The following is a 25,505-nucleotide window of genomic DNA, read 5'->3' as shown; positions in this document are numbered from 1 at the left end:
TGGCGGTCGGAGCCACACATGCAGCGGCAGTGGCTGCTCGGTGTTGTCGTGTCTGCCCTGTTCGTCGGGCTGGAGGGCGTCTCGAGGATCTTCTCGCTGGTCGCCTTCGCCGTGCACATCGGTGAGGGACTCGGTGATCGCTTGTCGGTCGTGGGTGATGTGCTTCGCGAGGAGTGGGGCGTCTACCTCGCCTATGGTGTGGTGGCGGCGATCGCGACCTACCTCCTGTGGCGGCTTCGGGAGGCGTGGACGGTGCGTGACCTGTGGTCAGTCATCTGGCGTGCCGTGGTCGTCTACGTACCGGTGTCGATCGTCGTGACGTTCTTCATCGCCCTCGGCTCGGCGCTGATCCACGACCGCCCGATGTTCTTCTTCGGCTTCGAGGTCATCGGATGATCACGGTCGAGCAGCTCCTCACCTTCGGACTCGCGGCGTTCATCCTGATTGCGATACCGGGCCCGAGCGTCGTCTTCGTCATCGGACGAGCGCTGGCCTATGGCCGCGGTGTCGCGCTGATGACGGTGCTCGGCAACACCCTCGGCCTGCTGGCGATCGTGGTCCTGGTGGCCATGGGGCTCGGCGCGATCGTGCAGGAGTCGATCGTCGTCTTCATGATCTTGAAGTTCGTCGGCGCGGCCTACCTGATCTGGCTGGGCGTGCAGGCGATCCGGCATCGGTCGGCATTCAGCGTGGCTGACGCTGGGGAGGGTGCGGCGCCGTTGCTGTCTCGTCGCACTGTCGTGCGCCAGGGGTTCATCGTGGGCTTCTCCAATCCGAAGGCGTTCATGATCATCGGTGCGCTGCTGCCGCAGTTCGTCGTGCGGGGACGGTGGTCAGATCCCGCTGCAGATGCTGCTGCTGGGGCTCGTCGCCGTCGTCATCGGCTTGCTGTCGGACTCGCTGTGGGCGGTCATCGCGAGCCAGCTGCGGTCATGGTTCAACGCGTCCCCGCGCCGCGGCGCCGCGATGGGCGCCGTCGGCGGGACGTCGATGATCGGTCTCGGCGTCGGCCTCGCCGTCACCGGCAACTCCCACTGACCCCATCCCCCTCACCCCGGGGGCGGTGACTTAGCGACCCATCCTGCTCCAGGGGCGGTGACATAGCGACCTTTCCCGTGTTCGGACACGTCGCTATGTCACCGCCGCGGGTTCGGGCACGTCGCTATGTCACCGCCAGGGGCCGGGAAACCTCGCTATGTCACCCGTCCACAGGGCGCCGCGGCAGGGCGGATGTCCACAGTGGGCAGGGATGGCCTGTCATGGCGGGCGGCGACGAGGTCGGATGATCTTCATGCCTCCGGTTCCAGTCGTCCCTGACGGTCTCCGTCACCGCCCGTTCCACGTGCATGAGGCACGGGCGCTCGGTGTCACCGAACGGCAGCTCCGTGGCAAGAGCTGGGTCTCTCCGTTCCCGCGAGTGTGGGTGCACGTCGATCACGTGATGAGCGACGCCGACTGGATGGACGCCGCTCGACTCACGATGCCTGGCCGGGCACAGCTCAGCCACATCTCGCGTCTGCAACAGCTCGGGCTCGACGTCGGTGACAAGCGGCCGTTCCATTTCGTCGTGTCCGGCGACCTGCACATCGAAGCCGAAGACATCTTCCTGCACCGGACGACCGTGCTGCCGCCGCTTGACGAGACTGGGGTCACTCCCGCCGTAGCCTTCGTCCAGTTCTGTGAACAGGCGCGGATGATCGACGCGATCAAGGTCGGCGACTGGCTCCTGCGTCGTCGACACATGACGTCGGTTGAGGTCGGGGAGCTGATTCAACGGGACAGGTGGCGGCCAGGTGCACGAGAGGCAGTCAAGGTCATGCCCCATCTTGATGCGCGTTCGCGGTCACTCAAGGAGTCTGAGAGCCGTGCGGTCCTGGTCTTCTCGGGTCTACCGTCGCCTGACGTCAACCGCGATGTCTTCAACGGGCAGGGCGACCTGCTCGGCTGCGGCGATCTCGTCTACTTGCGGTGGAAGGTTCTCGTCGAGTACGAGGGACGTCAGCACCTCACCCACCTGACGCAATGGAACACCGACATCGACCGCTACAGCGGGCTGCGTGACGGCGGCTGGCGCTATGTCCAGGTCACGAACGAGAAGCTGGCGCAGCCTCGAAAAGCTCGTCTCTGAGGTCTATCGCCAACTTGTCCAGGGTGGCTTCGACGGTCAGGCGCCCACGTTCGGTGGGCGATGGGCAGCACTGTTCGAGCCGATCACGCCGAATCGGCCGGCCACGCCTCGAAAGTCCCGCAACGCACGAAGGCGGTGACCTGGCGACCTGTCCCGGCGGGGGATAGGTCGCTAAGTCACCGCCTCAGCGGGAAAGGGCTACTTCTTGCCGCGGTTGGCGCGGTTGCGCTCAGTCGCGTCGAGGATGATCTTGCGGATGCGCACGTGCTGCGGGGTGATCTCGACACACTCGTCCTCGCGGCAGAACTCCAGCGACTGCTCGAGCGACAGCTTGCGCGGCGGGATCAGCTTCTCGAACTCGTCGGCGTTGGAGCGGACGTTGGTCTGCTTCTTCTCACGGACGATGTTGATGTCCATGTCGTCGGCGCGCGAGTTCTCGCCGACGATCATGCCCTCGTAGACCTCGGTCGCCGGCTCGATGAACAGCGTGCCGCGCTCCTGGATGTTGGTCATCGCGTAGGACGTCGCAGCACCGGCGCGGTCGGAGACCAAGGAGCCCGAGGCGCGGGTCTGGATCTCGCCGGCCCACGGCTCGTACTTCTCGAACGTCTGGTGCGCGATGCCGGTACCGCGGGTCTCGGTCAGGAACTGGGTGCGGAAGCCGATCAGGCCACGTGCGGGAACGATGAACTCCATGCGGACCCAGCCGGTGCCGTGGTTGATCATCTGCTCCATGCGACCACGACGGACCGCGAGCAGCTGGGTGATCGCGCCGAGGTACTCCTCGGGGGCGTCGATCGTCAGGCGCTCCATCGGCTCGTGCAGCTTGCCGTCGACCTCCTTGGTGACGACCTGCGGCTTGCCGACGGTCAGCTCGTAGCCTTCACGACGCATCTGCTCGACGAGGATGGCCAGTGCGAGCCGCCACGACCCTGGACCTCCCAGGCGTCGGGACGATCGGTGTCGACGACCTTGAGCGACACGTTGCCGATGAGCCGCGGTCGAGACGGTCCTTGACGAGGCGGGCGGTGACCTTCGTGCCCTTCTCGCGACCGGCGAGCGGCGAGGTGTTGGTGCCGATCGTCATCGAGATGGCGGGCTGGTCGACCGTGATGAGCGGCAGCGCGACGGGGTTCTCGGGATCGGCGAGCGTCTCACCGATCATGATCTCGGGGATGCCCGCGATGGCGACGATGTCGCCAGGACCTGCGGACTCGCCGGGAACGCGCTCGAGCCGTGGGTCACGAGCAGCTCGGTGATCTTGACCCGGTCGACGGAGCCGTCGACCTTCATCCATGCGACCTGCGAACCCTTCTTGAGGGTGCCTTCCTTGACCCGGACGAGGGCCAGACGGCCGAGGAACGGCGAGGCGTCGAGGTTGGTGACGTGGGCCTGCAGCGGTGCGCCCTCGGTGTACTCGGGGGCGGGGACCGCGTCCATGATGGTCTGGAACAGCGGGATCAAGTTCTCGCTGTCGGGCAGGCCGCCGTCGTCGGGCTTGTTGAGCGAGGCGCGCCCGGCGCGAGCCGAGGCGTAGACGACGGGGAAGTCGAGCGCGTCCTCGCTGGCACCGTCTTCGAGCAGGTCGAGGAACAGCTCGTACGTCTCGTCGACGACTTCGCTGATGCGCGAGTCAGGACGGTCGACCTTGTTGACGACCAGGACGACCGGCATCTTGGCGGCGAGCGCCTTGCGGAGCACGAAACGGGTCTGGGGGAGCGGGCCCTCGGATGCGTCGACGAGCAGGATGACCGCGTCGACCATCGACAGACCGCGCTCGACCTCGCCACCGAAGTCGGCGTGGCCGGGGGTGTCGATGATGTTGATCGTGACGCCGCCCTCAGGCGCACCGGGACCGTTGTAGCGGACTGCGGTGTTCTTCGCGAGGATCGTGATGCCCTTTTCGCGTTCCAGGTCGCCTGAGTCCATGGCGCGTTCGGCGAGCTGGTGATGTTCGTCGAAGCTGCCCTGCTGCTGCAGCATGGCATCGACCAGTGTGGTCTTGCCGTGGTCGACGTGGGCGACGATTGCGACGTTGCGCAGATCGGAGCGAATGGGCATGCGAAAAATGTCCTAAGCGTGGGGAATGCTCGTTGCGTACAGAGCCTTCCCATTCTACGGGTTGGCGCCCCGGTGCGACGAATCGCGTACCAGTTATTCATTGTGAGTTAGCAAACATTCCATTGAAGCAAAGGTTGCATGAGCGTTAGTATTTCGAGGTGAGTACTTCTGCGGCCGAGCTCTTCGATGCGCTCGACGACTTCATCGTGCGCGTCATGCACCTGGCCGAGGTCGAGGGCATGGAGGCGCTGGTCGAGCTCGACCTGTCGTTCTCGCAGGTGCGCCTGCTGTTCATGCTGGCCACCGCGTCCGACCCGATGTCGATCCACTCGATCGCCTCGGGCCTGACCCTGTCCGACGCTGCTGCAGGTCGCAACGTCGAGCAGATGCTCAAGCTCGACCTCGTCGAACGGCGCGAATGCTCCACCGACCGCCGAGTCAAGCTCGTCTCACTCACACCCAGCGGAGAAGCCGTCGTCGACGCGCACCTCGTGGCCAAGCGGGCCTCGATCAAGACGTTCGCCGAAGCCCTTCCGCAGCACCAGCGCGACAACCTGCACCGCGCACTCACAGACGTCCTCGCGGGCGACGTCCTCGCTCCGCGAAAGAACACAGGAGAACCCTCATGACCAGCTCGACCGCTCCACCCGAAGCGGAATACCCCGACAAGATCGACGGCGCGGTGCTCAAGGTCGCCGGCGTCGTCGTGCTCGGCGCCATCATGTCGATCCTCGACATCACGGTCGTCAGCGTCGCGCTGCCGACGTTCCAGGAGGCCTTCGGCTCCACCTACGCCACTGTCGCGTGGACCATGACGGCCTACACGCTGGCGCTCGCGACGGTCATCCCGCTGACCGGGTGGGCAGCCGACCGGTTCGGCACCAAGCGGCTCTACCTGACCGCCCTGTTCCTGTTCACGGTCGGCTCGGTGCTGTGCGCCGTCGCCGACTCGATCGAGATGCTGATCGCTTTCCGCGTGGTCCAGGGCCTTGGCGGCGGCATGCTGATGCCGCTGGGCATGACGATCCTGACCCGGGCAGCCGGTCCCGACCGCATCGGTCGCCTCATGGCGATCATGGGCATCCCGATGCTGATGGGCCCGATCATGGGCCCGATCCTCGGTGGCTGGCTCATCGACATCGCATCGTGGCACTGGATCTTCCTGATCAACCTGCCGATCGGCATCATCGCCCTGCTGTACTCGCAGCGCGTGCTGCCGACCGACGTGCCCAGCAAGTCCGAGAAGTTCGACTTCATGGGCATGCTGCTGCTGTCGCCTGGTCTGGCGCTGTTCCTGTTCGGTGTCTCCTCGATCGCCGAGGGCGGCGAGGGCGCATCGATCAGCACCCGCGTCGTGGTGTCGTCGACGGCCGGCCTGCTGCTGATCATCGCGTTCGTGTTCCACGCGCTGCGCAAGGACGAACCGCTGATCGATCTGCGACTGTTCCGCAACCGCAACCTGACCATCGCGACGGTCTCGATGTTCGTGTTCATGATCGCGTTCATGGGTGCCGGCCTGCTGTTCCCGTCCTACTTCCTGCAGGTGCGGGGCGAGACGACGCTCATGGCAGGTCTGCTGATCGCGCCACAAGGAATCGGCGCGATGATCACGATGCCGATCGCCGGCGTGCTGGCCGACAAGGTCCCGATCGGCCGGACGGTTCCGTTCGCGCTGGCCCTGATGGCAGTCGGCTTCTTCGGCTTCACCCAGGTCGAGGCCGACACCTCCTACTGGATCCTGTGCGGCTCGCTGTTCGTCATGGGCCTCGGCATGGGCGGCACGATGATGCCGATCATGACGTCGGCACTCAAGACGTTGACGAATCACGAGGTCGCCCGCGGCTCGACGATGGTCAACATCGTGCAGCAGGTCGCCGGCTCGATCGGTACCGCGGTGCTGTCGGTCATCCTGACCAACCAGCTCACGTCGACTCCGGCGGCAGGCGTCGGTCAGCCGAGTTCGCGGCCAACGGCTTCGCCACGACGTTCATGGTGGCCTTCGTGCTGGTGCTCGTCGCCTTCATCCCGGTGTACTTCCTGCCGCGCAAGCACGACGAGTCGCACCTCATGGACGACGGCGGCCCCAAGCCGCCGGTGCTGATCCACTGATCAGCGCTGCTCGCACGCCAGGACGCCCCGCCACGACCGGCGGGGCGTCCTCGTGATTTCAGAGCGAATATATCTTCCGATCCCGGGAATTCTCCGGCCATGACAGGCCTTGCTCTCTCATAGAGCACCAATCCCATGTGGCGTCCGGCACACCCCCTGGCGACGACACCGGGCACAACGGTCACGACTCGCGGACCGCGTAACGACCAGGAGAACACTTATGACCACCCCACGTGATGTCGTCCCCGACGACGACAAGATCACCCCCGAGATACTCAAGGTCGCCGGCGTCGTCGTGCTCGGCGCCGTCATGTCGATCCTCGACGTCACCGTCGTCAACGTCGCGCTGCCGACGTTCCAGACCGAGCTGTCGAGCGGCGACGAGCCGCTGGCCTACTCGACCGTGGCCTGGACGGCAACGGCCTACATGCTCGCCCTGGCCGCAGTCATCCCGTTGACCGGTTGGGCAGCCGACCGGTTCGGCACCAAGCGGCTCTACATGACGGCGATCGCCCTGTTCACGGTTGGCTCGCTGCTGTGCGCGACGGCCTGGAACATCGAGGCCCTGATCGGTTTCCGGGTGCTCCAAGGACTCGGCGGCGGCATGCTGATGCCACTCGGCATGACGATCATGACCCGCGCTGCGGGCCCCCACCGCATGGGACGCCTCATGGCGATCCTCGGCATCCCGATGCTGCTGGGCCCGATCCTCGGCCCGATCATCGGCGGCATCCTGATCGACGCTGCCTCGTGGCACTGGGTCTTCCTGATCAACCTGCCGATCGGCATCATCGGTCTGCTGTACGCCCAGCGGGTCCTGCCGAAGGACTCGCCCGAGCCGAGCGAGTCGCTCGACGTCGTCGGCATGATCTTGCTGTCGCCGGGCCTGGCACTGCTGCTCTACGGCGTCTCGACGATCCCCGAGAAGGGCACGTTGATGGCGGGCAAGGTGCTGATCCCGATGCTCATCGGCCTGGCGCTGATCATCGTGTTCGTCTTCTACTCCTTCAAGCCCAAGCACCCGTTGCTCGACCTGAGGCTGTTCAAGGACCGCAACCTCACCGCGTCGGTCATCACGATGTTCTTCTTCGCTGCGGCGTTCTTCGGTGCGCTGCTGCTGGTGCCGACCTACTTCCAGCAGGTCAACGGCGACTCGGTGCTCAAGGCCGGTCTGCTGCTGGCGCCGCAGGGCATCGGCGCGATGGTCACGATGCCGATCGCCGGAGCGCTGACCGACAAGATCCCCGTGGGTCGCATCGTTCCGTTCGGCTTCCTGGGCATCCTGATCGGCATGTTCGGCCTGGCCCAGAGCACCGACCCCGGAACGTCGAACCTGACGATCATGACGTGGCTGTTCATCACCGGTCTGGGCATGGGCGCCACGATGATGCCGTTGTTCACGTCGGCGCTCAAGACGCTCAAGCCGCATGACGTGGCTCGTGGGTCGACGCTGCTCAACGTGACGCAGCAGGTGGCCAGTGCCACCGGTATCGCGACGATCTCGGTCATCTTGACCAATGCCATGAAGAGCGGCGACGTCCTCGCCGGCTCCGACAGCTGCCGGGTGTCGACGGCGGTCTGACCCCTGCGCAGCTGGCTGCGGGCTCGCACACCGATCGTGGCGCTGGACTCGTCGACGCGCTGAAGGTGCCGGCCGATGTGCTGCAGCAGGGCTTCCACGACCTGGCCGACGCGTTCGCGTCGTCCTACTGGGTGGCCTTCGGGGTGCTGGTCTTCACGTTGATACCGGTCGCGTTCCTGCCGCGCAAGCGTCAGATCACACCCCTGGAGGACGGCGACGGCGTCGCTCCGCCCATCGTGATGCACTGACCCACCTGGCGGTTTCCCACGTGGCGGTTTCCCACGAGGCCTAGGGTCTTTGCCACTCACCCAGCGCTGTGACGCGAGGTGAGTGGCAAAGGCCCTTGCTGCGTGCGGAGGGGGTCAGAGCTGCTCGCGATGCACCTTGTGCGGGGCGGCCTGCGCCACGGGCTTGAGCACCATCAGGTCGACGTTGACGTGCGCGGGGCGCGTCGCGACCCAGGCGATCGCGTCGGCGATGTCCTCGGCGACCAGGGGCTCACGGACTCCCGCGTACACCGCGTCGGCGGCGGCCGCGTCGCCGTGGAAACGGTTGAGCGAGAACTCATCGGTCCGCACCATGCCAGGAGCGATCTCGGTGACCCGGACGGGCTGGCCGTTGAGCTCGAGCCGCAAGGTCTCGGTCATCGCGGTCAACCCGTGCTTCGCGGCGGTGTAGCCCGCGCCGCCCTCGTAGGTGAGATGTCCGGCGATCGAGCCGAGGTTGAGCAGGGTCCCGGCGCCGCTGGCCACCAGCGCGGGGAGCAGGGCCTTGGTGACCAGTAGGGTGCCGATGACGTTGACCTCGTACATCTGGCGCCACCCGTCAGGATCGGCATTCGCCACGGTGTCGCTGCCAAGTGCTCCGCCAGCGTTGTTGAGCAGCAGGTCGAGGGTCGGACCGACCGCATCAGCGAGTGCTGCGACCTGAGCGGGATCGGTCACGTCGCACGTCACCGCGGTGCCACCGATCTCGGCGGCGAGAGCCTCGACGCGATCAGTGCGACGAGCGACGCAGAAGACATGGAATCCGGCGGAGGCGAGCGCGCGGGCGCTGGCAGCGCCGATTCCGCTGCTGGCTCCGGTGACAACGGCTGTGGGCATGAGCCCATCGTGTCAGACCACCGCCGAGCCACATTGGATGCAGGGTGCGACGATGGACCCGAAAGGTGGTGCCCATGATCCAACGAGTGGCGATGCTCTCGGCGCACACCTCCCCCCTCGAACAGCCCGGTGACGGTGATGCCGGCGGGATGAACGTCTACGTCCTGGAGCTGTCGCGCCAGCTGGCGGCTCGAGGCATCGAGGTCGAGATCTTCACCCGTGCGACGTCACGGCACCAACCCGTCCTGGTCGACGCCGGACCGGGGATCCGGGTCCACCACGTCGCCGCCGGCCCGTTCGAAGGCCTGCAGAAGAACGACCTGCCGTCCCAGCTGTGCTCCTTCGTGCGTGACGTGCTGCGCGCCGAGGTCGAGCGCGAGCCGGGCCACTTCGACCTCGTCCACTCGCACTACTGGCTCTCCGGCCAGGTCGGCACCGTTGCTCGTGAACGGTGGAACGTCCCGCTCGTGCACACGATGCACACCATGGCCAAGGTCAAGAACGCGATGCTCGCCGAAGGAGACGCCGCCGAGCCGATCGGCCGCATCTACGGCGAGGAGGAGATCGTCCGGCTTGCCGACCGGTTGATCGCCAACACCTCCGAAGAGCGCCGCGAGCTCATCGAGTGTACGACGCCGAGCCCGAGCGGGTCGCGGTCGTGCACCCCGGCGTCGACGTCGAGGTGTTCCGGCCGGGACGCCAGAGCGAGGCGCGCGAGCTGCTGGGCATCGCGCCTGATGCCGCGCTGCTCATGTTCGCCGGGCGCATCCAGCCGCTCAAGGCGCCTGACGTCGTCCTGCGTGCGGCTGCGGTCATGCTCGAACGAGATCCGGCCCTACGTGAACGACTGGTCGTCGCGGTCGTCGGTGGAGCCTCAGGGTCAGGGCTGGAACATCCGTCGATGCTGACAGATCTCATGTCCGAGCTAGGCATCGACGACGTCGTCCGCTTCGTGCCGACGGTCTCGCAACGACAGCTGGCCGACTGGTACGCCGCGGCGTCAGTGGTGTGCGTGCCGTCCTACAACGAGTCGTTCGGTCTCGTCGCGATCGAGGCGCAGGCGTGCGGCACGCCCGTCGTCGCCGCCCGGGTCGGCGGTCTGACCACCGCGGTCTCCGACGGCGTGAGCGGGGTCTTGGTCGACGGCCACGATCCGGCCGACTTCGCCGCGGCCATCCATCCATTGCTGACCGACCCAGGACTGCGCGAGGCGATGAGCCACAAGGCCGTGCGTCACGCCGAAGGATTCGGCTGGGACGTCACCGCCGACCGCACCCTGGCGGTCTACGCAGAAGCCGTCGCGTCCCACCAGGAGGAGCAGTCATGAGCGAGCGCCAGCGAAGGGATCATGGGGCCGTGCAGGACGTCCGGAGCATCATCGTGGAGGCGCTTGACGCCGCTGAGCTCGCCTACACCGAGCATCAGCCGGGAGTCTTCGAGATCACGCTGCCCGGCGAGCGCAAGCTGCAGACCACGTGTCGGCTCGACATCGGCAAGCATGCGCTCGGCATCCACGCCTTCGTCGCCCGCAACCCCGACGAGAACCACCAGGTCGTCTACCGCTGGCTGCTCGAGCGCAATCTGAAGATGTTCGGCGTGGCCTTCGCGGTCGACTCGGCCGGCGACATCTACCTCGACGGCCGGTTGCCGCTCGGGGCCGTCACGGCCGACGAGATCGATCGGGTCCTCGGGGCGGTGCTGACGTATGCCGACGAGTCGTTCAACACGATCCTCGAGCTCGGTTTCGCCAGCTCGATCCGCAAGGAGTGGCAGTGGCGCGAATCGCGCGGCGAGTCGACCCGCAATCTCGAGGCGTTCAAGCACCTCAAGCCCTGAACGGCGGCCTGGTGACCAGCGGTCGCGTAGCGTTGGGTCCGTGAAAGCCATCGTGTTCGCCGACGTGACGGACCCCTGGGCATACATCGGCGCTATCCGTTTCGAACGAGCAGCGGCGATGTTCTCGATCCTGACGGGGGAGCCGGTCGAGATCGGCTACCGGGCCCATCTCGTGGAGCCAGAAGTCGTGAGCGAGGGCAGACCGCTCATGGACGTCCTCGAAGAACGCCTCGGGGGTCGGGACCAGGCCGAGCTCATCAATGCCCGGGTCACGGCGGCCGCCAAGATCACGGCGATCGACCTCAACTTCGAGGAGGCCGTGGCGGCGAGCTCGTTCGATGCCTGGCGGCTGATCACCTGGGCGGCCGAGAGCGGCCCAGAGTTCCCTCGAGACCTGCTGCACCAGCTGTGGCGGGCGCACTTCCTGGAGGGTGCTGACATCGGTGATCCCTTCGCCCTGGCCACCCGCGCGGCACTGGTCGGGCTCGACCTCGAGACGGCTGAGGCCCTGCTCGCGAGCACCGAGTACGCCGACAAGGTGCACACGCAGGCCGACACCGCCGCGAGCCTCGACATCGAGCAGCTGCCGTACATCGTGATCGAGCAGCGTTGGACGTTGGCTGGTGTGCAGTCGCAGAACGACTACGTGCAGGCGCTGCACCGGATCCACCAGGAGTGGAAGGCCGCTGATTCCTCGGCATCTTGACCGAATAGGCTCGGTCCCATGAGCACCCTGATCCTGCTGCGTCATGGCCACAGCGAGTGGAACGCCAAGAACCTGTTCACCGGTTGGGTCGACGTCGACCTCAACGAGCAGGGCGTCGAGGAGGCCCACAAGGGCGCCACGATGCTCGCCGATGCGGGCCTGCTGCCCGACGTCTCGCACACCTCGCTGCTGCGCCGCGCGATCCGCACCTCGCAGATCGTCCTGGACGGCATCGACCGCCACTGGATCCCGGTCAAGCGTTCATGGCGCCTCAACGAGCGTCACTACGGTGCGTTGCAGGGCAAGGACAAGAAGGCGACGCTGGAGGAGTTCGGCGAGGAGCAGTTCATGACCTGGCGCCGCTCGTACGACACCCCGCCCCCGGCCCTTGCTGACGACTCGGAGTTCAGCCAGGCCGCCGACCCCCGCTATGACGCACTGCCCGACGAGCTGCTGCCGCGCACCGAGGCGCTGTCGAACGTCCTCGACCGCATGCTGCCGTACTGGTACGACGCGATCGTCCCCGACCTGCTCGACGACAAGATCGTCCTCGTGACGGCGCACGGAAACTCGCTGCGCGCACTGGTCAAGCACCTCGATGGTGTCAGCGAGGCCGACATCGTGGGCCTCAACATCCCGACCGGCATCCCGCTGGTCTACGACCTCGATGCCGACCTCAAGCCGACCATCTCGGGCGGCACGTACCTCGACCCGGCCGCTGCCGAAGCTGCCATCGCAGCAGTCGCCAACCAAGGCCGCTGACCCGCTGAGGAGGGGGTTACGGCCCCTCGAGGAGCGGCTAACCGCCTTCGGCGAGGGCGACAACCCCCTCGGCGAAGGGCGGTAACCCCCTCCTCAGCGTTGGGGTGGGGGTGCCGGGGTCTAGGTGTCGTACTTGTAGCCGAGGCCTCGGACGGTCGTCAGGGTGACGGGGTTCGTCGGATCGGGCTCGATCTTGGCGCGCAGCCGCTTGACGTGGACGTCGAGGGTCTTGGTGTCACCGACGTAGTCGGCGCCCCACACCCGGTCGATGAGCTGTCCGCGGGTCAGCACCCGGCCCGGGTTGCGCAAGAAGTACTCCAGCAGCTTCGAACTCCTTGAGCGGGAACTTCGCCGCCACGCCGTCGATCGTGACGAGGTGGCGGTCGACGTCCATCCGCACGCGTCCCGACTCCAGCGAGGCGTTGTCATCGACGTCGTCGGTCGCACCGCGCCGCAGGACCGCCTTGATGCGGGCCACCAGCTCACGCGGCGAGTACGGCTTGGTCACGTAGTCGTCGGCGCCCAGCTCGAGCCCGACGACCTTGTCGACCTCGGTGTCCTTCGCGCTGACCATGATGATCGGCACGGACGAGATCTGGCGCAGGGCGCGGCACACCTCGGTGCCGGACAGGCCCGGCAGCATCAGGTCGAGCAGCACGATGTCGGCCCCACCTCGGTCGAACTCGGTCAGCGCATCGGGTCCGGTCTCGGCAATCGCGACGTCGAAACCCTCCTTGCGCAGGACGTACGACAGCGCCTCGCTGTAGCTCGCCTCGTCCTCGACGACCAATACCTTCGTCACTGGTTCTCCTCTTCGATGTCGTGATGGTGTGCTGGCAGGACGAGCGTGAACGACGAGCCGAGACCCGGCTCGCTCCACACCTCGACGCTGCCGCCGTTGCTGGCCGCGACGTGCTTGACGATCGACAGCCCGAGGCCGGTGCCTCCCGTGGATCGGGCCCGCGCCGGGTCGACCCGGTAGAACCGCTCGAAGATCCGATCGAGCTCTTCTCCTGGGATGCCGATGCCGTTGTCGGTCACGGTGAGCCGGATGTCGAGGCCGTCGCGCTGACCGGTGACGGTGACCCGCGATCCGTTGGGACTGTACGTGACGGCATTCTCGACGAGGTTGCTGACTGCGGCATGCAGCTGCGCCCGGTCGCCGTGCACGAGCAGATCGGGTTCGACCGACGTCGCGATCTCGATGTGCTTGTGCTCGGCCTCGGTGGCCGAGTGCTCGCAGGCCTCGGCAATCAGGTCGCCGATCTTGATCGTGGAGGCGTCGTCGCTGAGTGCGTTGTTCTGCAGGCGTGACAGGTCGATGATCTGCTGCACGAGACGGGTCAGACGTTCGCTCTCGAGGTGCATCCGGCTGGAGAAGCGGACCACTGCCTCGGGATCGTCCTTCGCCTCGCCGACCGCTTCGGCCAGCAGCGTGAGGGCGCCGACGGGTGTCTTGAGCCGTGGCTGACGTTGGCGACGAAGTCACGGCGGATCGACTCGACGCGATGCTCGCGGGTGCGATCATCGGCCAGGACGAGGATCAGGCGCGACGTCAGTGGTGCGACGCGGGCGTGGATGAAGGCGGTGCTGCCTCGCTTGGGCTGCAACGACACGTCGGCCTCCCGTACCTGCCCGTCGCGACGTACCTGCCGCACCAGGCTCATCAGCTCGGCCGACTCGAGGCGATCATCGGTGATCAGACCCATCACGAACGCCGGCGCCGACGCCTGGACGACCGTGTCGGCGGAGTCGATCAGGACCGCTGAGGACGACAGGACGGACAAGACGAGCTCTGCTCCCGGCGGCACGACGGATAGTGGCTCGTCCACGGTCTGCTGCTGCCTTTCGCTGTATCGCCACACGTACGTGATGATGGCCCCGACGACGCAGCCGACGGCTCCGGCGATCGCGATGACTCCGCTGGTGTCCACACCTCGATGGTAGGGGTCCGTTCACCCTGCAACCGTCTGTTGGGCCCCTGTGCGAGCGGGGTTTCCACTTGCGTTCACGTCCCGTTCACCGTGGGTCGCCGTCCGTTCACCCGGCCTGCCTATCGTGTGGGGCATGCGCGATCAGTATTACGAACAGCTCGATGCCATCGTCGACGACCTGGTGAACCTGACCGGGACCGTCCGCCGAGCGGTAGCCGACGCGACCAAGGCCCTGCTCGAAGCAGATGGTCAGATTGCCGAGTCCGTCATCGCTGGCGACAAGGACATCGACGAGACGACCGAGACCATCGAAGAGCGGACGTTGCTGCTGCTCGCGACCCAGCAGCCGGTCGCGACCGACCTGCGCCAGCGTCGCGACACTGCGGATGCTCGCCGACCTGCAGCGGATGGGAGACCTCTCGGTGCACGTCGCCAAGATCGCCCGCCGTCGTATGCCGGAGTCTGCCGTACCTGCGCACCTGCACCCGACGATCTTGTCGATGGCGGCCGTTGCCGACTCGATGATCGACTCGGCCTCGCGGATCGTGGCCAACCGTGACGTGGCCAAGGCGGCGCAGCTGGAGTCCGAGGACGACGAGATGGACCTGCTGCGCAAGGACCTGTTCCGTTCGCTGCTCGGTGACTCGTGGGACCACGGCATCGAGCCGGCCGTCGACGTCGCGCTGCTCGGCCGCTACTACGAGCGCATCGGCGATCACGCCGTCTCGATGGCCCGCCGGGTCGTCTTCCTCGTCACCGGGCAGATCTCCTAGCCAGCTCGTCTAGGTAGAGATCCTGGGGCGAGCCCCGATCTGAGCCCCTGCTGCCTGCCGCTGCGGGGGTTCTGTCGTTCAGCCGGCCATGACCTTGAACCGGGCGATGACGTCGCCGTACTGGAACGGGATCGTCACGGTGATGGTCTCGCCGACCGTCACGTCGGCTGCGTCGAAATAGTCGGCGTCACCGATCTGCTCGGGGTCGGGCACCCGGTAGGGCGGTCCACCGATCCGGGTCGGCTCACCCGTGCGAGCGGTGAGGCCAGACGGCCCTCCGGTTGAGGTCTGATGACGGTAGGCGACGGTCTTGCCTTGGGCGTTCTTGGCGGTCGGTAGCCCCCAGGTCATGTCGTCGATCTTGGAGGTGATGGTGCCGTCCACATAAGCCCGCTCTTGGCCGGGCACGACGACGATGACACCGTCCTTGACCGTTATCGCATCGGGCGGGACGCCGAGCAGGTCGTCATTGTCGGGGGAGCGGGCGATGACCGGGGCAGTGAGCGAGATCGGCGGCAGCTCGACTGCCGGGATCGTCGCGAGGTCTTCGAAGGTCAGAGTCACCGTGACGTCTGTGCCGGGTTCGGCGCCTTCGATCATCGCGGCCAAGTAGGTGTCGTCGATTCGGCCGATCGAGGTCGTGGCGTGGCCTTTGATGGGGCCGTGGGACCGGTCCATGATGAGGAGCCCGTCCTGATCGGGGAGGTCGGCCGAGAGCAGGCCGAGCTCGGTGTCAGTGCGGTTGGTGACCTTGGCGGTGAGGAGCGCGTGTCCGCTGGTGTCGGCGATGAACACTGCGTCCCTGACCTCGACGTCGGAGCGAGGTGGCGCGGTAGCGGGAGTGGCTTTCGACTCCTCTGAAGGCTGCATCCGGCCAAGGTCAGCACGGCTGTCGCAGCGGCCAAGGCCATGGCGCGGTGGGTTCTCAACGTTCGGCTCCCTCGTGGTCGGTCGACTGATCCTAGGGTGTCGGAGCCTGTCCGCGCGGTGGTCCTGCCGCAGGACGCAGAAACCCCCGTACGCCGTGGCGGACGGGGGTCTCTGGATGCGTGGAGGCCTACTGTGCGGAGGCGCTTCCGGCGACGCTGTCGTACTCGGCGTTGCGAGCGACGACGGGGGCTTCGACCGTCAGCGGGGCCGAGTCGGTGAACGTGAAGGTCACCTTGACGTAGTCGCCGGCCTCGGCACCTTCGGAGACGAGGAAGACGACCGAGCCCTTGACGTTGCCGAGCGTCGTCAGCTCGTTGGGCTCCAACGGCAACAGGATCTTGGGGCTGCGGACGACGAGCGGCTCGCCCTCGAACGTGGTGACTTCGACCGACGACAGCTGCTGGGCCTCTTCGAGGTTGTTCTGCAGGCCGACCGACAGGGTCGCCGAGCCATCGGTGTTGGCCACGAAGAGCGTGTTGAGGGCATCGACGTCTCCACGCGCGTTGGCCCCGACGGCCGGCTGGTAGACCTGGTTGGTCTGAGCGCTGAAGCCGTGCCACATCCACCAAGGGCCAGCATCGTTGCCAGGGCAAGGGAGGCGGCCGCCACGCGGCGACGTCGTACAGGGCTCACCAGATCACTGCTTTCGGTCGGTGTCTCGGGGGCTTGGGTACCCCCACAGATCGTATCCGAGTGGCTGCGGCCATTTCCCTTTGACCTGTAGATATCTCGTCTGCTATGGCGCCCAAGGCCTGAAACGACAGCGGTAGACGTGGTTTACGCGTGGTATCCTGGATACCTAGGAAAGGTATTTTCTCTATGACTTTTGTTGTCGGCGAAACGGTTGTATACCCCAATCACGGAGCTGCAGTCATCGAGGATATCGAGACCCCGGACGATCAAGGGTGAGGAGCGTGAGTACCTCGTCCTGCGAATCGTTTCGCAGAACGACCTGGTGGTTCGCGTTCCCGCATGCAACCTCGATCTCGTCGGTGTTCGCGACGTCGTCGACGAGGCTGGCCTTGAGCGGGTCTTCGGTGTCCTGCGTGCGGAGCACGTCGAGGAGCCGACCAACTGGTCTCGCCGCTACAAGGCGAACCTCGAGAAGCTGCACTCAGGCGACGTCCTGAAGGTGGCCGAGGTCGTTCGTGACCTGTGGCGTCGTGACCACGAGCGTGGTTTGTCCGCCGGTGAGAAGCGGATGCTGGCCAAGGCGCGCCAGATCCTCGTCTCAGAGCTGGCACTGGCTGAGAAGACCAACGAGGACAAGGCAGAACTGCGACTCGACGAGGTTCTCGCATCCTGATGTGAACTGCACGAGAAGCCCCTGGTTCCAGCTGGAACCAGGGGCTTCGTCGTCTCTGCGGCTTGTCGGTCGGACGGTCAGGCGGGGTGGACGAGCGCTGTCGCTATCGCTGCGATGCCCTCGCCCCGTCCGGTGAGACCGAGGCCGTCAGTGGTCGTCGCCGACAGGCTGACGGGAGCGCCGACGGCATCGGTGAGCACCAGCTGGGCCTCGTCACGGCGAGGACCCAGCTTGGGCCGGTTGCCGATGGCCTGCACCGACGTTGCCGATCGCCCAGCCCGCGTCCCGCAGACGGCGGGCGGTCTCAGCCAAGAAGTCGACTCCCGCGGCACCTGCCCACTTCGGGTCGCCGGTGCCGAAGTTGCTGCCGATGTCTCCGAGCCCGGCAGCGCTCAGCAGCGCGTCGACGATCGCGTGGCTCACGCAGTCGCCATCGGAGTGTCCCTCGAGACCTTGGGGCTCGTCGGGCCACTCGAGGCCAGCCAGCCACATCGGGCGCCCGTCGACGAGACGGTGGACGTCGGTGCCGACGCCGATACGAACGGAAGTCACGGTTCGATCATGCCGTACGTTCTGCGGGCCGCCGCAATCCACGCGACGATGAGCAGGTGAGAACCCGAGTGGCCGCCGCGTGCGGTGCCCTGGCAGCCGGAGCCGCGATGGCCGTCAGCGAGGGCCTCGCGGCGTTGCTCGACCTGCGGGAGTCGCCGATCTTGTCGGTGGGCCAGTCGGTCATCGACGTGACTCCGGGACCGGTTGCGCACGCCATCATCGAGGTGGTGGGCACGCGAGACAAGCCGCTCGCGGTGACAAGTGTCGTGATCGCGATCGTCGCACTGGGTGCGCTCGCCGGTGCACTGTGGATGAGGCACCGTCTTCGCGCCTGCCTGGTCGTCGCTGCCGTGGTGCTGCTGTCGGTCGTGTCGGTGCTGTCGCGTCCGTACGCGTCGGCGCCGGCGGTGTTCGTCTGCGTCACCTCGGGTGTCGTGGTGCTGGGTGTTCTGCAGGTCCTGGTGCGGGACGGTGCTCTGGCAGATCCGGATGGGCGGCGGTCGTTCCTCCGTCTTGCCGGGGCCATCGTGCTCGGCAGCCTGATCGTCGGCGGCGCGAGCCAGGTGCTGGCATCACGGCACCGACGGCGCCGGGCGATCGAGTCGGTCCGGGCGGCGTTGAAGCTTGCCGGTCCGCAGGGTCGCCGTCCCGGTGGGCGCAGATCTGGCGGTTGCGGGACAGCGGCCGTGGTTGACGCCGAATCGCGACTTCTACCGCATCGACACGGCCCTTACGCCGCCGCTGATCGACCCGGACAGCTGGTCGCTGCGCATCCACGGCCTGGTCGACCGCGAGCTGGTCCTGACGTACCAGGATCTGCTCGACCGAGGTCTGCGCGATGCGTGGATCACGATCTGCTGCGTCTCCAACCCGGTCGGCGGCGACCTGATCGGCAACACGGTGTGGGGCGGAGTGCCGATCAAGGCGATCCTCGACGAGGTCGGTATCCGTAACGGCGCAGACGCACTGCTGTCGACGTCGGAGGACGGGTGGACGTGCGGGACTCCGTTGGACGCGCTGACCGACGGGCGCGAGGCCTTGCTGGCGCTGACCATGAACGGCGAGCCGTTGCCCGTGCCGCACGGCTTTCCAGTTCGTCAGGTCGTCCCGGGTCTGTACGGCTACGTGTCGGCGACCAAGTGGGTCACCGACTGGGAGGTCACGAGGTTCGCCGACTTCGAGGCGTTCTGGACCCAGCGTGGGTGGGGCGAACGCGGTCCGGTCAAGACCGAGTCACGCATCGACGTCCCGAAGAGCGGTTCCTCGATCTCAGCGGGACCTGGCGTCGTGGCCGGGGTCGCCTGGGCGCAGCAGGTCGGCATCGAGAAGGTCGAGGTCAGCGTCGACGGCGGACCGTGGCGCGAGGCGACCCTGGGCGAGGTGCCGAACGTCGACACGTGGGTGCAGTGGAGCATCGACTGGGTCGCCGACGAGGGCGATCACGAGATCGCGGTGCGGGCGACAGACCGCAACGGCCGGGTGCAGACGGCCGAACGCGCCGACGTGCTTCCGGACGGGGCGACGGGTCACCACCGCATCACGGTGTCAGCTGGCTAGCAGGCTCGCCTACCAGCGGGCGGTGTCCTTGGGCAGGGCCTTGCTCGTCGGACGGATGACGTAGACGACGCCGCCGCTGCCCTTGAGCCACGCCTTCTCGAACTGCGCTCGGGAGTAGATGCGGCGAACCGTCGAGTTCTTGGGGGCCGCAGGATCGTTGGCGATGACCTGGCCGGTGGAGGTGAAGCCGCGGATCACGAGCAGGTGACCGGGGGTGGACGAGATCGGCGCGCCGGTCAGGCCGCCCTTCGCGAAGGCCACGGATGCGACCACGGGGATGCCGGCCTTGATGAACGCCTCGGCCTCGCGCAGGTTGTACAGGCGGGTCACGAACGTGTCGAGCGAGTAGCCGGCTGCGTAGGCGGTGTTGAACGGCCAGTTGCCGGTGCCGTTGTAGGCGTGGTCGAAGGTGTACCGCGCGGCGTGGTCGACGAAGGAGTCGGCGTACTTCGACCAGCTGTAGTCGGCCTTCTTCGGTCCCTTGCCGAAGTAGCGCATGATCATCGAGGTCGAGGTCGGCGAGCACCAGGCCTCGCCACCGCCGCCCCACTGCGGGAACTCGCTCTTGTGGATCATCTGCGACGACATCGGCACCGCGAGGTCGGTCGTCGTGGTCATCGTGGTGGCGCTGGCCGCGCTGGGGTTGCGAGCGGAGTAGCTCGCTGCGACGCCGTTGACGGCGTGCAGGGTGGGCGTGCTCTTCGAGCCCTTCGGCCGGTACAGCAGCACGCGGACCTGCCACTGGTCGAACGACTTGCCGACATTGGCCAGCACGGTGTCGGTCGACAGGCGGGCCAGGTCGTCGGTCTGCGCCGAGTACGACGAGCGCTTGACCCGGGTCGTGGCAGTGGCCCAGCGCGCGACGGTGTCCCAGCTGCCGACCGTCGAGCCCTTGCGGACGCGTACGTCGATACGGGCCCACGTGCCCGACGGCGTCGTGATGCTCCACGACGGGATCAGGCTCGCGGCGGAGAAGCTCGTCTTGGCCCACGGGCTCGTCCAGTAGCCGCGGTCGTACGACTTCTTGCTGCCCGAGACGCGCGGATCCTTGTACTTGTAGACCGCGGTGCCCTTGCCGATCGTCAGCTTGCCGGTGCCCGGCGAGAGCCCGACCGACCGACCCTTCTTGAAGTCGTTGCTGGAGGTCCAGCGGGAGAAGGAGGCCTTGTCGGATGCTGCGCTCGCGGGAACGGCCGACAGCACGGTCAGACCGAGGATCATGGCGACGAGCAGGGGAAGATGACGACGCATCGACCCATAGTAGGTGACATATGTGACGCGTGGGGTTGGAGTGAAGGTTCGCCCGCACCACCGCGGGCCGCAGAGCCGATAGGGTTGGCGCGTGGCATTTCACCTGTACGACACTGCGTCCCGGCAGATTCGCGAGCTCGTCCCGGTCATCCCCGGGCAGGTCTCGATCTATCACTGTGGGCTGACGGTGCAGGGGCCGCCGCACATCGGGCACATCCGCAAGGAGGTCGTCTTCGACGTCCTGCGCCGCTGGTTGATGCGTTCGGGCCTCGAGGTCTCGATCGTCGCCAACGTGACCGACATCGACGACAAGATCCTGGCCAAGGGCGTCGAGCAAGGGCGTCCGTGGTTCGCTGTGGCCTACGAGAACGAGCGGGCGCTGCACGCGGCGTACGAGGTGCTGGGGTGCATCCCGCCGACCTATGAACCTCGCGCGACGGGTGTGGTGCCCGAGATGATCGAGATGATGGAAGAACTCATCCAACGGGGGCATGCCTACGCAGCCGACGACGGCTCCGGTGATGTGTACTTCGACGTCCGCTCGTGGCCGGCCTACGGCGAGCTGTCGAACCAGAAGGTCGACGACATGCTCAACGCCGAGGACGCCCCGCCCGAGGGCAAGCGCGACGGGCGCGACTTCGCGCTCTGGAAGGGCCACAAGGACGGCGATCCCGAGTCGGCTTCGTGGCAGACGCCGTGGGGTCGCGGACGTCCGGGCTGGCACCTGGAGTGCTCGGCGATGGCCGCGAAGTACCTCGGCCCCGAGTTCGACATCCACGGCGGAGGACTCGACCTGCGGTTCCCGCACCACGAGAACGCCTCGCCCAGTCGCGGGCGGCGGGCCAGAAGTTTGCCCGGTTCTGGATGCACAACGCGATGCTCAACCTGGCCGGCGCCAAGATGAGCAAGTCGGTCGGCAACACGTTGATGGTCAGCGAGGTCGTCAAGCGGGTCCGGCCGATCGACCTGCGCTACTACCTCGCGGCATCGCACTACCGCTCGATCGTGGAGTTCTCCGAGGAGTCGCTGGCCGAGGCGGCGACAGCCTTCGGCCGGATCGAGGGATTCGTCCGTCGCGCGGTGGAGATCTCGGGGCCCGGCGAGCTCGGCGACGTCCCCGCGGCCTTCGCCGAGGCGATGGACGACGACCTGTCGGTCCCGGCCGCGCTCGCGGTGCTGCAGAGCCGCGTCACCGAGGGCAACTCGCTGCTGGCCGGCGGCGAATCGGCCGAGCTGACCGCAGCGCTGGCCGACGTCCGGACGATGCTCGATGTGCTCGGTTTGGATCCTGTGTCCTCGACGTGGGATCGTGGAGGTAACGATGCGGCTTCAGCGCAGGTGATCGACTCCCTCGTCGAGGGGCTGCTCGAACAGCGACAAGAAGCACGTGCCGCCAAGGACTTCGCCACCGCCGACCGTGTGCGCGACCAGCTGGCGGCTGCGGGCATCGACATTGAGGACACGCCGCAGGGTGCGCGCTGGTCCGTGAAGGGCTAGAGAACATGCCAGGCAACAGCAAGCGCAAGGGTGCGATCAAGAAAGACCGGCAAGGGCAATCCCACAGCCGGATCGGGCGGACGCCGCCGTCAGGGTCTCGAGGGCAAGGGCCCGACTCCTCGCGCCGAAGATCGTCCCAACCACAAGATCTACAAGATGAAGAACGCCACCGCCAAGCGCGAGCAGGCCCGCCCCAAGCGCAAGCAGGGCGACGCCGCCGAGTGGGTGGCCGGACGCAACTCGGTGCTCGAGCTGCTGAAGGCGACCGTGCCGGTGCACGCGCTGTACGTCGCCGAGGGCACCGACCGTGACGAGAAGGTCCGCGAGATCTTCAAGCTGGCCGCCGAGCAGCACGTCAGCCTCCTCGAGGTCGGACGCGTCGAGCTCGACAAGTTCACCGGTGGGGCCGTCCACCAGGGCATCGCCGCCAAGCTGCAACGCCTACGACTACGCGTCTCCCGACGACCTGATGGCGCTGGCCGCTGAGCGCGACGAGCCGGCCCTGATCCTGGTGCTCGACGGGATCACCGATCCCCGCAACCTGGGTGCGATCATCCGTTCGGCTTCGGGCTTCGGCGCCCACGGCGTCGTGATCCCCGAACGTCGCGCCGCGCAGATCACGGCTGCGGCCTGGAAGACGTCGGCCGGTGCTGCTGCACGCGTGCCGGTCGCCCGGGTCACCAACATCACCCGGACCCTCAAGGACTTCCAGGACGAAGGCTGCATGGTCATCGGTCTGGCTGCTGACGGGACCGTCGATGTTGCCGACTCGCAGATGATCGACGGCCCGCTGGTCGTCGTGATCGGCAGCGAGGGCAAGGGGCTGTCCCGGCTCGTCGGCGAGACCTGCGACGAGATCGTCTCGATCCCGATGGCCACGGGCCTCGAGAGCCTCAACGCCGGTGTCGCCGCCGGCATCGCGCTGTACGCGATCGCCCAGAAGCGAGCCTGACCACCCGCCACGTGTGGTCAGGTCGCTCTGGATCGGTCCGCGCTGGGTTGGTCCGCGCTGGGTCAGGCCGTGATGGCTTCGCGCACCTGCGCGGTCAGCCGGGTGAACTCCGGCAGGCTGCGTCAGCTTCTGGTGCGATCGGATGCTGCGCCGACGAGAAGCGGGCCGCGACGTCGAGCACGATCCGGCCCGGTCGCGGACTCATGACCAGCACCCGCGTCCCCAGGAAGACGGCCTCGTCGACACTGTGCGTGATGAACAGGATCGTCTTGCCGGTCTCCCGCCAGATCGTGAGCAGCTCTTCCTGGAGCCGTTCACGGGTCAGGGCGTCGAGCGCGCCGAAGGGCTCGTCCATCAGCACGATGTCCGGATCGTTGGCGAGGACGCGAGCGATCTGGGCCCGCTGCTGCATGCCGCCGGACAGCTCGTAGGGACGGTGGCCGGCGAACTCGCTCAGCCCGACGAGCTCGAGGTGACGGTCGGCGGTCGCGTACCGCTCGGCCTTGCCGATCCCGCGCACCTTCAGCCCCAGCGCGACGTTGCCGCGGACGTCGAGCCACGGGTAGAGCGTCGGCTGCTGGAAGACGACGCCACGCTCGACGCCCGGCGCGGTGACCTGCTTGCCGCCGACCTCGACCGTGCCGCGGCTCGGCTGCTGCAGTCCTGCGATGATCCGCAGCAACGTCGACTTGCCGCATCCCGACGGTCCGGCCAAGGTCACAAGCTCACCGGGCTGGATCGTCAGGTCGATCCGGTCGATGGCGCGCACGGCCCCGCCGGGGGCCCGGAACTCATGTTCCAGGCCCGCGACGGTTACCGCGAGATCGTGGTAGGTCCCCGTGGGGATGGGTCCCGCTGGGATGGTCACTGTGCTGCGGCCTCCGCCGGTGCCTTGTCGACGCCGTCGGCGTACACCGACTTGTCGGCGACCTTCGCGATGCCGTCCTGGGTCAGCAGGAATCCGGCAGTCGTGAACAGGTCCTGGCCCAGCTTGCCGCCCAGGTAGTCGGCGCCGACCTGCTCGGAGGCGTCGAGGAACACGAAGCCGCCGAACAGCTTCTCGGCCTCGGCGGTGCTGACACCGACCTCCACGGCAACGCTCTCGGCGGCCTTCGCGGGCTCTTCCCGGATCTGCTTGACCGCGAAGTCCTGCGCCTTGGCCCAGGTCTCGAGGACAGCCGGATTGGCGGCGATGAAGTCGTTCGAGGCGATCGCGAGGTCGAAGGTCGGCTTGCCAGCCTTCGCGGTGTCCTCGCTCGACAAGATGACCTCGCCCTTGTCCTTCGTCAGCTCGCTGAGCGTGGGATCCCAGATCCAGGCGGCATCGACGTCGCCGCGGCTCCAGGCCGGAGCGATCTGCTCGGGCTCGGAGTTGATCAGCTTGTAGTCCTTCGCGTTCTCGCCGGCGTCGGCGATGGCCTGCAGCAGCGAGAAGTGCGCGGTCGAGCCGAACGGCGTCGCGATCGTCTTGCCCTTCAGCCCGGCGATGTCGGAGGCAGCGCCGTCACGGACGACCAGCGACTCGGCGGTGCCGATGACGTCGTGGATCCAGATGACCGAGACGGGCAGGTTCAGCGGAGCCGACAGCGCCTTGGTGCTGGGGGACGATCCGGCGAGCCCGATGTCGAGGCTCTTGCCGCCGAACGCCTGGACGACGTCGCCGCCCGAGGCGAAGTTGCTCCACTCGATCGTGGCATTGGGCAGGCAGTGCTCGAGGATCTTCTGGTCCTTGACGACGACGTCGCCGTTGGGGATCTTCTGGTAGCCGATGCGCACCTTGGCGGTGACCGACTCGTCGGCCTCCCACGGGCAGGCTGACGACGCACTCGCGTTCTCGGTGTCGTCGTCGCTGCTGCCGCCGACACAGGCAGACAGCGACAGCGCGAGTGCTGTGGCGGCGCCGAGTGCCAGGAGCTTGCGCTTCGGGGGCAGGTGGCTCTTCACGGTCAGGTGCTTCATGGGGTCAGGCCTTTCCTCGCCAGGGGACGAGTGTGTTCTCGATGGTGCGGATGAGTGCGTCAAGGGCGATCGCGGTGAGGCCGATGACGATGATGCAGGCGATCGACAGGGCGATCTTGTTCTGTGTTCCCGAGAGATATGCCAGGCCCCCGATGCCGGGCAGTCCGTTCACGAGCTCGGCGGCCACGACCGTGGTCCACGCGAATCCGACCGCGACCCGCAGGCCGCTGAAGATGTCGGGGAGCGTGGCGGGCAGGGTCACCTGTGTGACGACCTGACGCCGGGAGGCGCCAAGAGTGAGGATCGCGTCGACCTGGTCCGTGCGAATTCCGCGGACTCCGTTCAGGGTGGCCAGTGCGATGGGTGGGGAAGGCTGCGAGGAACAGCAGCCAGACCTTCGACGTGTCGTAGATGCCGAACCAGGCCACCAGGAAGCCGATGTAGGCCAGGGGCGGGATCGAGCGCAAGAAGTCGAGGTACGGACCGAGCAGACGTCCGGCGAACTGT

Annotated in this window: 24 protein-coding genes and 7 pseudogenes; 18 read left to right on the top strand and 13 right to left on the bottom strand. The window is 67.0% G+C overall.

Annotation, left to right across the window (positions count from 1 at the left end; translation table 11 throughout):
• The first annotated feature begins 18 nt into the window (after window positions 1–18).
• The 3 genes from ACHMWU_RS22225 to ACHMWU_RS22215 all read left to right on the top strand — a co-directional run bounded on the left by ACHMWU_RS22225 (window position 19) and on the right by ACHMWU_RS22215 (window position 2,128).
• Complete coding sequence (locus tag ACHMWU_RS22225; RefSeq protein ID WP_396047292.1) at window positions 19–396, top strand: hypothetical protein; 378 nt, start codon at window positions 19–21, stop codon at window positions 394–396.
• On the top strand, window positions 393–1,067 hold the full coding sequence (locus tag ACHMWU_RS22220) for a LysE family translocator (protein WP_396047290.1): 675 nt from the start codon (window positions 393–395) through the stop codon (window positions 1,065–1,067). The genes ACHMWU_RS22225 and ACHMWU_RS22220 overlap by 4 nt, the downstream gene beginning before the upstream one ends.
• 224 nt (window positions 1,068–1,291) lie before the next feature.
• Window positions 1,292–2,128 (top strand): hypothetical protein, encoded by an 837-nt coding sequence (locus ACHMWU_RS22215; RefSeq protein WP_396047288.1) that lies wholly within the window; start codon window positions 1,292–1,294, stop codon window positions 2,126–2,128.
• A 198-nt stretch (window positions 2,129–2,326) separates the two neighbouring features.
• Here ACHMWU_RS22215 and typA read toward each other — a convergent pair.
• Window positions 2,327–4,189: pseudogene (gene typA / locus ACHMWU_RS22210) on the bottom strand (translational GTPase TypA).
• A 158-nt stretch (window positions 4,190–4,347) separates the two neighbouring features.
• Here typA and ACHMWU_RS22205 point away from each other — a divergent pair.
• The 4 genes from ACHMWU_RS22205 to ACHMWU_RS22190 all read left to right on the top strand — a co-directional run bounded on the left by ACHMWU_RS22205 (window position 4,348) and on the right by ACHMWU_RS22190 (window position 8,128).
• Window positions 4,348–4,818, top strand: a complete 471-nt coding sequence (locus ACHMWU_RS22205) for a MarR family winged helix-turn-helix transcriptional regulator (protein ID WP_396047286.1) — start codon at window positions 4,348–4,350, stop codon at window positions 4,816–4,818.
• Window positions 4,815–6,290, top strand: coding sequence for a DHA2 family efflux MFS transporter permease subunit (locus ACHMWU_RS22200; RefSeq protein ID WP_396047284.1), 1,476 nt, complete (start codon window positions 4,815–4,817; stop codon window positions 6,288–6,290). The genes ACHMWU_RS22205 and ACHMWU_RS22200 overlap by 4 nt, the downstream gene beginning before the upstream one ends.
• Before the next feature lie 228 nt (window positions 6,291–6,518).
• The gene (locus ACHMWU_RS22195; RefSeq protein WP_396047282.1) at window positions 6,519–7,880 is read left to right on the top strand and encodes a DHA2 family efflux MFS transporter permease subunit; all 1,362 of its coding nucleotides are present in this window, start codon (window positions 6,519–6,521) and stop codon (window positions 7,878–7,880) included.
• A gap of 65 nt (window positions 7,881–7,945) precedes the next feature.
• The gene (locus ACHMWU_RS22190) at window positions 7,946–8,128 is read left to right on the top strand and encodes a hypothetical protein (RefSeq protein WP_396047280.1); all 183 of its coding nucleotides are present in this window, start codon (window positions 7,946–7,948) and stop codon (window positions 8,126–8,128) included.
• Window positions 8,129–8,242: 114 nt separating this feature from the next.
• On the opposite strand, the gene ACHMWU_RS22185 is transcribed toward ACHMWU_RS22190, so the two are convergent.
• Window positions 8,243–8,983: an SDR family oxidoreductase gene (locus ACHMWU_RS22185; protein WP_396047278.1), complete on the bottom strand. Its 741-nt coding sequence runs from the start codon at window positions 8,981–8,983 to the stop codon at window positions 8,243–8,245.
• Between the two features lie 74 nt (window positions 8,984–9,057).
• Here ACHMWU_RS22185 and ACHMWU_RS22180 point away from each other — a divergent pair.
• The 5 genes and pseudogenes from ACHMWU_RS22180 to ACHMWU_RS22160 all read left to right on the top strand — a co-directional run.
• A pseudogene (locus tag ACHMWU_RS22180) lies at window positions 9,058–9,552 on the top strand (glycosyltransferase); the annotation flags it as partial.
• Complete coding sequence (locus tag ACHMWU_RS22175) at window positions 9,435–10,310, top strand: glycosyltransferase (protein ID WP_396047276.1); 876 nt, start codon at window positions 9,435–9,437, stop codon at window positions 10,308–10,310. The pseudogene ACHMWU_RS22180 and the gene ACHMWU_RS22175, both read left to right, overlap by 118 nt.
• The gene (locus ACHMWU_RS22170; RefSeq protein WP_396047274.1) at window positions 10,307–10,819 is read left to right on the top strand and encodes a YbjN domain-containing protein; all 513 of its coding nucleotides are present in this window, start codon (window positions 10,307–10,309) and stop codon (window positions 10,817–10,819) included. Before ACHMWU_RS22175 ends, ACHMWU_RS22170 begins: the two co-directional genes overlap by 4 nt.
• 40 nt (window positions 10,820–10,859) lie before the next feature.
• The gene (locus ACHMWU_RS22165) at window positions 10,860–11,525 is read left to right on the top strand and encodes a DsbA family protein (protein ID WP_396047272.1); all 666 of its coding nucleotides are present in this window, start codon (window positions 10,860–10,862) and stop codon (window positions 11,523–11,525) included.
• Window positions 11,526–11,543: 18 nt separating this feature from the next.
• Complete coding sequence (locus tag ACHMWU_RS22160) at window positions 11,544–12,287, top strand: phosphoglyceromutase (RefSeq protein ID WP_396047270.1); 744 nt, start codon at window positions 11,544–11,546, stop codon at window positions 12,285–12,287.
• A gap of 120 nt (window positions 12,288–12,407) precedes the next feature.
• On the opposite strand, the pseudogene ACHMWU_RS22155 reads toward ACHMWU_RS22160, so the two are convergent.
• From ACHMWU_RS22155 to ACHMWU_RS22145, 3 genes and pseudogenes are all read right to left on the bottom strand, one after another.
• A pseudogene (locus ACHMWU_RS22155) lies at window positions 12,408–13,089 on the bottom strand (response regulator).
• Complete coding sequence (locus ACHMWU_RS22150) at window positions 13,086–13,718, bottom strand: sensor histidine kinase (RefSeq protein WP_396049173.1); 633 nt, start codon at window positions 13,716–13,718, stop codon at window positions 13,086–13,088. The pseudogene ACHMWU_RS22155 and the gene ACHMWU_RS22150 overlap by 4 nt, the downstream one beginning before the upstream one ends.
• On the bottom strand, window positions 13,631–14,221 hold the full coding sequence (locus tag ACHMWU_RS22145; protein WP_396047268.1) for a hypothetical protein: 591 nt from the start codon (window positions 14,219–14,221) through the stop codon (window positions 13,631–13,633). Before ACHMWU_RS22145 ends, ACHMWU_RS22150 begins: the two co-directional genes overlap by 88 nt.
• 133 nt (window positions 14,222–14,354) lie before the next feature.
• On the opposite strand from ACHMWU_RS22145, the gene ACHMWU_RS22140 reads away from it, so the two are divergent.
• Window positions 14,355–14,780, top strand: a complete 426-nt coding sequence (locus ACHMWU_RS22140; protein WP_396047266.1) for a PhoU domain-containing protein — start codon at window positions 14,355–14,357, stop codon at window positions 14,778–14,780.
• On the top strand, window positions 14,743–14,994 hold the full coding sequence (locus ACHMWU_RS22135) for a phosphate signaling complex PhoU family protein (protein WP_396047264.1): 252 nt from the start codon (window positions 14,743–14,745) through the stop codon (window positions 14,992–14,994). The genes ACHMWU_RS22140 and ACHMWU_RS22135 overlap by 38 nt, the downstream gene beginning before the upstream one ends.
• Window positions 14,995–15,072: 78 nt before the next feature.
• Here ACHMWU_RS22135 and ACHMWU_RS22130 read toward each other — a convergent pair whose 3' ends face one another.
• Both ACHMWU_RS22130 and ACHMWU_RS22125 read right to left on the bottom strand, forming a co-directional pair.
• Window positions 15,073–15,864, bottom strand: a complete 792-nt coding sequence (locus tag ACHMWU_RS22130) for a hypothetical protein (RefSeq protein WP_396047261.1) — start codon at window positions 15,862–15,864, stop codon at window positions 15,073–15,075.
• A gap of 187 nt (window positions 15,865–16,051) precedes the next feature.
• Complete coding sequence (locus ACHMWU_RS22125; protein ID WP_396047259.1) at window positions 16,052–16,486, bottom strand: hypothetical protein; 435 nt, start codon at window positions 16,484–16,486, stop codon at window positions 16,052–16,054.
• A 257-nt stretch (window positions 16,487–16,743) separates the two neighbouring features.
• Between ACHMWU_RS22125 and ACHMWU_RS22120 the strand changes: the two are divergent.
• Window positions 16,744–17,230: pseudogene (locus tag ACHMWU_RS22120) on the top strand (CarD family transcriptional regulator).
• A 77-nt stretch (window positions 17,231–17,307) separates the two neighbouring features.
• Here ACHMWU_RS22120 and ispF read toward each other — a convergent pair.
• Both ispF and ACHMWU_RS22110 read right to left on the bottom strand, forming a co-directional pair.
• Window positions 17,308–17,722: pseudogene (gene ispF, locus ACHMWU_RS22115) on the bottom strand (2-C-methyl-D-erythritol 2,4-cyclodiphosphate synthase).
• 67 nt (window positions 17,723–17,789) lie between these two features.
• Window positions 17,790–18,206 carry a hypothetical protein gene (locus ACHMWU_RS22110; protein ID WP_396047258.1) on the bottom strand — a complete coding sequence of 139 codons (417 nt, stop codon included), beginning with the start codon at window positions 18,204–18,206 and terminating at the stop codon, window positions 17,790–17,792.
• A 227-nt stretch (window positions 18,207–18,433) separates the two neighbouring features.
• Between ACHMWU_RS22110 and ACHMWU_RS22105 the strand changes: the two genes are divergently transcribed.
• Complete coding sequence (locus ACHMWU_RS22105; protein ID WP_396047256.1) at window positions 18,434–19,339, top strand: molybdopterin-dependent oxidoreductase; 906 nt, start codon at window positions 18,434–18,436, stop codon at window positions 19,337–19,339.
• 9 nt (window positions 19,340–19,348) lie between these two features.
• On the opposite strand, the gene ACHMWU_RS22100 is transcribed toward ACHMWU_RS22105, so the two are convergent.
• Window positions 19,349–20,590, bottom strand: coding sequence for a peptidase C39 family protein (locus ACHMWU_RS22100; protein WP_396047254.1), 1,242 nt, complete (start codon window positions 20,588–20,590; stop codon window positions 19,349–19,351).
• Between the two features lie 91 nt (window positions 20,591–20,681).
• Between ACHMWU_RS22100 and cysS the strand changes: the two are divergent.
• Both cysS and rlmB read left to right on the top strand, forming a co-directional pair.
• Window positions 20,682–22,087: pseudogene (gene cysS, locus ACHMWU_RS22095) on the top strand (cysteine--tRNA ligase).
• Window positions 22,088–22,092: 5 nt separating this feature from the next.
• A pseudogene (gene rlmB, locus ACHMWU_RS22090) lies at window positions 22,093–23,039 on the top strand (23S rRNA (guanosine(2251)-2'-O)-methyltransferase RlmB).
• A gap of 94 nt (window positions 23,040–23,133) precedes the next feature.
• Here the strand turns inward: rlmB and ACHMWU_RS22085 are convergent.
• The 3 genes from ACHMWU_RS22085 to ACHMWU_RS22075 are packed head-to-tail and all read right to left on the bottom strand — an operon-like array spanning window position 23,134 to window position 25,326.
• Window positions 23,134–23,907, bottom strand: coding sequence for an ABC transporter ATP-binding protein (locus ACHMWU_RS22085; RefSeq protein WP_396047252.1), 774 nt, complete (start codon window positions 23,905–23,907; stop codon window positions 23,134–23,136).
• Window positions 23,904–24,998: an ABC transporter substrate-binding protein gene (locus tag ACHMWU_RS22080; RefSeq protein ID WP_396047250.1), complete on the bottom strand. Its 1,095-nt coding sequence runs from the start codon at window positions 24,996–24,998 to the stop codon at window positions 23,904–23,906. The genes ACHMWU_RS22085 and ACHMWU_RS22080 overlap by 4 nt, the downstream gene beginning before the upstream one ends.
• Before the next feature lie 4 nt (window positions 24,999–25,002).
• Window positions 25,003–25,326: an ABC transporter permease gene (locus tag ACHMWU_RS22075; RefSeq protein ID WP_396049172.1), complete on the bottom strand. Its 324-nt coding sequence runs from the start codon at window positions 25,324–25,326 to the stop codon at window positions 25,003–25,005.
• Window positions 25,327–25,505 lie beyond the last annotated feature (179 nt).

Origin of the sequence: Aeromicrobium sp. UC242_57, from assembly GCF_044452305.1 — a bacterium.
Taxonomy (GTDB): Bacteria; Actinomycetota; Actinomycetes; order Propionibacteriales; family Nocardioidaceae; genus Aeromicrobium.
The sequence above is the reverse complement of the archived record's forward strand: the minus strand, read 5'-3'. Positions and strand labels throughout refer to the sequence as shown.

Coding starts and splice junctions, on each gene's coding strand:
- ACHMWU_RS22135 (WP_396047264.1), top strand. CDS start 14,743: ATGATCGACTCGGCCTCGCGGATCGTGGCCAACCGTGACGTGGCCAAG.
- ACHMWU_RS22200 (WP_396047284.1), top strand. CDS start 4,815: ATGACCAGCTCGACCGCTCCACCCGAAGCGGAATACCCCGACAAGATC.
- ACHMWU_RS22215 (WP_396047288.1), top strand. CDS start 1,292: ATGCCTCCGGTTCCAGTCGTCCCTGACGGTCTCCGTCACCGCCCGTTC.
- ACHMWU_RS22220 (WP_396047290.1), top strand. CDS start 393: ATGATCACGGTCGAGCAGCTCCTCACCTTCGGACTCGCGGCGTTCATC.
- ACHMWU_RS22140 (WP_396047266.1), top strand. CDS start 14,355: ATGCGCGATCAGTATTACGAACAGCTCGATGCCATCGTCGACGACCTG.
- ACHMWU_RS22130 (WP_396047261.1), bottom strand. CDS start 15,864: ATGCAGCCTTCAGAGGAGTCGAAAGCCACTCCCGCTACCGCGCCACCT.
- ACHMWU_RS22170 (WP_396047274.1), top strand. CDS start 10,307: ATGAGCGAGCGCCAGCGAAGGGATCATGGGGCCGTGCAGGACGTCCGG.
- ACHMWU_RS22160 (WP_396047270.1), top strand. CDS start 11,544: ATGAGCACCCTGATCCTGCTGCGTCATGGCCACAGCGAGTGGAACGCC.
- ACHMWU_RS22195 (WP_396047282.1), top strand. CDS start 6,519: ATGACCACCCCACGTGATGTCGTCCCCGACGACGACAAGATCACCCCC.
- ACHMWU_RS22100 (WP_396047254.1), bottom strand. CDS start 20,590: ATGCGTCGTCATCTTCCCCTGCTCGTCGCCATGATCCTCGGTCTGACC.
- ACHMWU_RS22225 (WP_396047292.1), top strand. CDS start 19: ATGCAGCGGCAGTGGCTGCTCGGTGTTGTCGTGTCTGCCCTGTTCGTC.
- ACHMWU_RS22125 (WP_396047259.1), bottom strand. CDS start 16,486: ATGTGGCACGGCTTCAGCGCTCAGACCAACCAGGTCTACCAGCCGGCC.
- ACHMWU_RS22185 (WP_396047278.1), bottom strand. CDS start 8,983: ATGCCCACAGCCGTTGTCACCGGAGCCAGCAGCGGAATCGGCGCTGCC.
- ACHMWU_RS22080 (WP_396047250.1), bottom strand. CDS start 24,998: ATGAAGCACCTGACCGTGAAGAGCCACCTGCCCCCGAAGCGCAAGCTC.